Annotated in this window: 5 protein-coding genes; 4 read left to right on the top strand and 1 reads right to left on the bottom strand. The window is 50.3% G+C overall.

Translation table 11 applies throughout. The features are described 5' to 3' along the window. On the bottom strand, positions 1-471 hold a 471-nt coding region (locus IGR76_09925), incomplete at its 3' end, for an SDR family NAD(P)-dependent oxidoreductase (GenBank protein ID MBF2078815.1). Positions 472-593: 122 nt separating this feature from the next. On the opposite strand from IGR76_09925, the gene trxA reads away from it, so the two are divergent. The 4 genes from trxA to IGR76_09905 all read left to right on the top strand — a co-directional run. Beyond that, positions 594-911: a thioredoxin gene (gene trxA / locus IGR76_09920; GenBank protein MBF2078814.1), complete on the top strand. Its 318-nt coding sequence runs from the start codon at positions 594-596 to the stop codon at positions 909-911. Positions 912-1,476: 565 nt separating this feature from the next. Then, the gene (locus tag IGR76_09915) at positions 1,477-2,001 is read left to right on the top strand and encodes a type IV pilin-like G/H family protein (protein ID MBF2078813.1); all 525 of its coding nucleotides are present in this window, start codon (positions 1,477-1,479) and stop codon (positions 1,999-2,001) included. Positions 2,002-2,225: 224 nt separating this feature from the next. Further along, positions 2,226-4,493, top strand: a complete 2,268-nt coding sequence (locus IGR76_09910) for a tetratricopeptide repeat protein (GenBank protein ID MBF2078812.1) — start codon at positions 2,226-2,228, stop codon at positions 4,491-4,493. A 43-nt stretch (positions 4,494-4,536) separates the two neighbouring features. After that, positions 4,537-5,493 (top strand): hypothetical protein (locus tag IGR76_09905; GenBank protein MBF2078811.1); only part of this gene is annotated, 957 nt, incomplete at its 3' end.

The raw sequence follows: 5,493 nt of genomic DNA, 5'->3' as shown, positions 1-5,493 counted from the left end.
GACGACAGACGTGATGTTCACAATGCGCCCCGAACGCTGTTTTAGCATGATCTTACTGGCCGCCTTTGTGCAGAGAAAGACGCCCGTTAAGTTGAGGTCAATCACAGCTTGCCAGTCTTCGGGCTTCATCCGCAGGAGGAGGGTGTCTCGCGTGATTCCGGCATTGTTCACAAGGACATCAATTCGCCCCCATTTCTCCATGACTTGGGCAAAGAGAGTCTCGACCTGATCCGCTTGGGATACATCCGCTTGCAGGGCGATCGCCTGAGGCTTGGACTCTGCATCACCGGGAAGCGCTTCGATTTCCGCAACAACCTCATCAGCAGCCTGACTGGACCGGGCATAGTTCACCACCACATGGGCACCCTCAGCGGCGAGCGCCAGTGCCGTAGCGCGACCAATGCCACGGGATGCCCCTGTTACGATGGCAACTTGACCTTTTAAGGACTGAGCATGGGGAGATGCGGTCATGAATTACGAGCCTCTTAACGTACACCTCTATAGAGATTAAGACATTTGTGTACGTCTTAGGCGATTCTGAGCCAGACCACTAGGATTGAACTATAAGCCTAGTGTTATTAAGGTGAATCGCAATGACAACCAAAAAGCGGTTTAGCAACTTTCAGGACATGCTGGCGGATTCTGAACTGCCAGTGTTAGTCGATTTTTATGCGCCTTGGTGTGGCCCCTGCCAGATGATGGCTAAGATTCTCGAACAGGTGAATTCGAAAATGAGCCAGCGGATGCGAGTCGTCAAAATTAACACAGATGTATATCCGGCGATCGCCACTCAATACGGCATTGAAGCGTTACCGACGCTAGTTTTATTTAAGAATGGAGAACCTGTTGAGCGCATTGAAGGTGTTGTGGTTGCGGATCAACTGGTTCAACACCTCAGCACGCTGGTGTAAGCGTGGCTTGAGGGCTGAGAATGGTGGTGTAACGGTGTAACAACGGGCAAGCACCGAGTTGGAATCGGACATTTCTTGAAGCGTCAATCCTCTGTTGAGTAAAGCTCTTCTAAATTCCCCTACCCTTCGGGAAGCCGCTTTGCGTCTATAAAAAGGGGGGCTTAATTGCGATTCCCCCTTTTGTAAGGGGGGCTAGGGGGGATCAAGGCGTACAGAGTCTCAGTCAAGCACGTGTGTAGGCACCGTAGAGAAGGGATTGGGGACTGGAAGAGATACATTAATCACATCGATTTTGATAAAGTCTCCGGGGGAATACGCCCATAATTGGGGCTGTGGAGAGGTGGATAAGGCAAAATTTGAAAATTTTTTTGAGCTTGAAGTGCTTGCTGAATTAGGGTTTTGAGGTTTTGACTGGAAAATTTCCAAAAAAAGTTTGGGAGGGGTGATATCAAACCTGAAGAATGTGGGCAAGTTATATCCAGGAAGACGAAAGCAAACCCCTTCCACAACTCAAAACCCAAAACTTACAAACTTACGCGATCCCGCAACTCAAGGAGAAACAAACATGAAAACTGATCTGAAAGCAAAATTCCTTCAGCACCTCGTCCGCAAGAACAGTGACAAAGGTTTTACCCTCATTGAACTGTTGGTTGTAATCATTATTATCGGTATTTTGTCGGCAATTGCCCTGCCTTCTTTCTTGAACCAGACCTCCAAGGCTCGTGCGTCTGAAGCGAAGAACCAGATTGGTGCTATCAACCGAGGGGAGCAAGCTTACTACATGGAGAACGGTGCGTTTACGAGTGATATTGACGCCTTGGGCTTAGGCTTGAAGACCAACGGCAAGAACTATGGCTACACATTGGATGCTCCAGACGGCGAAAGCTTGCAAACGACGACTGCTAAAAATAACTTTGACCGAACCAAGGGTTATTCTGGTGGGGTTTCTGTGGATACCAACGCTGTTATGCGTACAATCATTTGTGAATCTGAAGACTACCTGGATAAAGATGGGGAATTAGGCGCTCCTGAGGGTGAAGGAGCTGACTTGGCATGTACCGAGGGTAAACCTTTAGGTGAAGAAGAATAATAAGTCCTATCCTGATTGAGCAACGTTCAAATTCACAAAGAGTCGTCAGTCTGCAAAGATCTGACGACTCTTTGCTTGATAGGAAAATACTGCTACTTTACTGACCTTTTTGGGCACGATAGTAACGTCTGCTGAGTAACGTAATGGCGCGATCAACCGTAGCGATCAACCGTAGGGTGGGCAGCCCACCCTACAGATTTACTCAATCTGTGGACTCAAGCTCTATGGAACCTTCCCCCGCTATTCTCGCTGATAATCTCCTCACTCAAGGTCACTATGCCGATGCGGTGGCGGTCTACGCGCAAGCCCTGGATCGTGAGCCAGAGAATGTTGAACTGTACTGGAACTATGGCATTGCCCTACTGCTCAACGATCAGGAAGAAGAAGCCCAGTCCGTGTGGATGACCATACTGATGGAAGCCGAGTTGGAGTCTGAACAGGCATACCTAACCACGCAACTGGCCGAGTCGTTGGAGGCTGAAGCACAACGATGCGAGGCTCGTAGAGATGCGCGATCTGCGTGGATCGTGCGGCGCTATCAGTGTGAGTTTGTGCCAGAGAATCCTGTGAGTCTTCGAGATTTGATTTTGGTAGGGCTTCAGGCGCACACGCTATCCCTAGACGATGCTGAAATTGACTATTTCAACGCGATCGCCCCTGCATCTGAAACTCTATTTTCCCCGTCAAACGTGGGGAAAACAGCCCAGCTTTTATATCGGTTGCTGGAGCAAGATCCAGCCCATCCTGCTACTCAAACCTTCATCGCCACCTGCATTCAGTTTACCCAAACCACGCCTCAAGCCAATGCGATCGCCAGTGCGCTTCAAAAAGCCGCCCGACATCACCAAAAGCAGTTTCGTCACGATTGGGCGATCGCCCTCATCCGTCACGCCATTCAAGTTTCTCCTGAAAACCTAGAGCTTCTTGAAGAAGCAACAGATATCCTCATTCTTGATTTAGAGTCTCGCCGAGAGGCCATCGAACTTGCAGAACGAGGGCTGAGCTTGGCAAAGCGTCCAGTTGATCGGTTACGTGCAATGGAAGCACTGATATTAAGACTACTTCACAGTGGTGGACAACTCCAAAAGGTGCAAACCATCTTTCAGGACTATGAGAGACTTCTACAAGAGTTGGCGATCGCTGTAGAACCAATTTCTACACTTGATCCCCTCACCGACAGCGAGCAACTCTCTCTCTACGTCGAACAGCTAGGCGATTTATATAAGTTAACGGCAGGCGGATTCCCCTATTTTTATTTCAATGACAATCCCCCAACTTTTCGCCCCATTCGCAATCGTTTAGCTACTGCCGCCCAAGTCCATACCCAATCACTTCTGCCCTCCAGCGTCAAAAAATACCATGCCTCGCATCAGTCCACCGGACGACGCACACTCGATCGACCTATCCGCGTGGGCTATATTGCCGAAACGCTACGTCAGCATTCGGTAGGATGGCTCAGTCGATGGTTGCTGCATTATCACGATCGCGATCGCGTTGAAGTCCATCTCTACACCTCAACAACAAAACGCGATGACTTTGTTCAAGATGCACTCAGACGCGACTATAGCGATCGCTTTCATACGGTTTCTGCAACTGGTCAGGCGATCGCTGAGCAAATCTTCAACGATGAGATCGATATTCTCGTAGACTTAGACGGAATGACCGAGCCAACATTTCTCACTGCGATGTCCCTTAAGCCTGCGCCTGTGCAGATCAGTTGGCTAGGGTTTGACGGTTCCGGTATTCCAGCCGTAGATTACTTTATCGCCGACTCCTATGTGTTGCCTGATTCTGCCGATCAGTACTATCAGGAAAAAATCTGGCGGCTTCCTAAAACCTATATTGCGGTCGATGGGTTTGAAATCTTCACGCCTACACTACGCCGACAGGATTTAGGTATTCCCGACAGAGCGATCGTCTATCTCAGTTCCCAGACTGGCCTGAAACGCAATCCCCATAACGTTAAAGTACAATTGCAAATTCTCAAAGCTGTGCCTAGCAGCTATTTTCTAATTAAAAGTACGGGGTCAGATCCCGATCTTCTCCAGTCTTTCTTCTTTGATCTAGCCGAGGAGATTGGTGTAGGGAGCGATCGCCTCCGATTTCTTCCCGATTTTCCTCTCGAATTTGAACATCGCGCCAACCTGCAACTAGCAGATGTCGTCCTTGATACCTATCCCTACAACGGTGCAACCACCACCCTCGAAGCTTTGTGGATGGGACTGCCCATCGTCACCCGCGTCGGTGAACAATTTGCCGCCCGCAACAGCTACACGATGATGATGAATGCTGGAATCACTGAAGGGATTGCCTGGAGTGATGAGGAGTACGTGGAGTGGGGGATTCGGATGGGACAGGATGAAAACTTACGTCGAGATGTGTATTGGAAACTGCGGAAATCTCGTCACACCGCTCCCCTTTGGAATGCCAAACAATTTGCCCGTGAGATGGAAGCCGCCTATGAGCAAATGTGGCAAATCTGGTGTGGTTAAACTCCCGCACCCAATATACAACCGTCAAGATAGGCAAAAGCTTATGGATACTGCCATAGAAACTGATTCCCCTCATTCCATCGCTGCTCAATTTCGGGCAGGCAAGTACGATGCCGTCATTCAAACCTGCGAAGAGGCGATCGCCAATGGGGACGTTCAACCTCTCTACTTTTGGTATTTAGGCATGGCGTTGCTCCTGACGGACCAACCCGATCTCGCCCAAGCCCTGTGGCTGGATGGACTCATGCTAGCGGCAGAAATGGCAAATTTGTCCGATCCAGAAGCGGCTGTGCCTGCGTTACTAGAGGTGCTACACTCCGAAATTCAAGCAGCGCGATCGCAGAACAAAACCGATGTGGCCTGGGAACTCGCCCAATGCTGCCTTGAATTGGATCCAGAAAATAGAGATACTATTCTCGACGTATTAAGTCTCGGCATTGCTGCTCAGTCCAATTCCGCAGAGGCGATCGCCCCAGTTGTAGCCCATCTGATCAGCCTTAATCCTATCCCGGCATCAACCGACGAGTCTCCGGTGGAACCGTGGACAGCAGCCCAGAGCGATCGCCTTTTGTCGATGTGTGAGTCATTGTTGATCCAGGAACCGACCCATCCAACCAGCGTTGACTTCGCCGCCTTCTGTGTGCATGGGTTAACCATAGACGGTGATGTGAAAAATAGATTTGCCGAAGCGCTCTATCAGGCTGCCCGTACCTGCTACGAACAGTCGCGTCTTTCACCCGCGATCGCCTATGCCGACTGGAGCATCCAGCTAGACAATACCGCCATCGAGCGCATCAGCGATATCGTTGCCATCCTCCGCGAAAGTGGCGCGATCGCTCGTCCCCGTGCGTTGGAACTCACCGAACACTGGCTGGCGATCGCCCCTGATCCGGTCAGTCAACTCCAAGCCATTGAAACCCTGCTGGCCTTGCTTGGGGACGCTGCCGGACACGATCCACAGGTTGCAGACATCTACCAGCGCTATCGATCTCATTTAGAC

Origin of the sequence: Synechococcales cyanobacterium T60_A2020_003 (assembly GCA_015272205.1) — a bacterium.
Taxonomy (GTDB): domain Bacteria; phylum Cyanobacteriota; class Cyanobacteriia; order RECH01; family RECH01; genus JACYMB01.
This window is presented reverse-complemented; position numbering and strand designations above follow the sequence as displayed.

Excerpts from the sequence above, each read along its gene's own strand:
- trxA (MBF2078814.1), top strand. The coding sequence starts at position 594 with ATGACAACCAAAAAGCGGTTTAGCAACTTTCAGGACATGCTGGCGGAT.
- IGR76_09915 (MBF2078813.1), top strand. The coding sequence starts at position 1,477 with ATGAAAACTGATCTGAAAGCAAAATTCCTTCAGCACCTCGTCCGCAAG.
- IGR76_09910 (MBF2078812.1), top strand. The coding sequence starts at position 2,226 with ATGGAACCTTCCCCCGCTATTCTCGCTGATAATCTCCTCACTCAAGGT.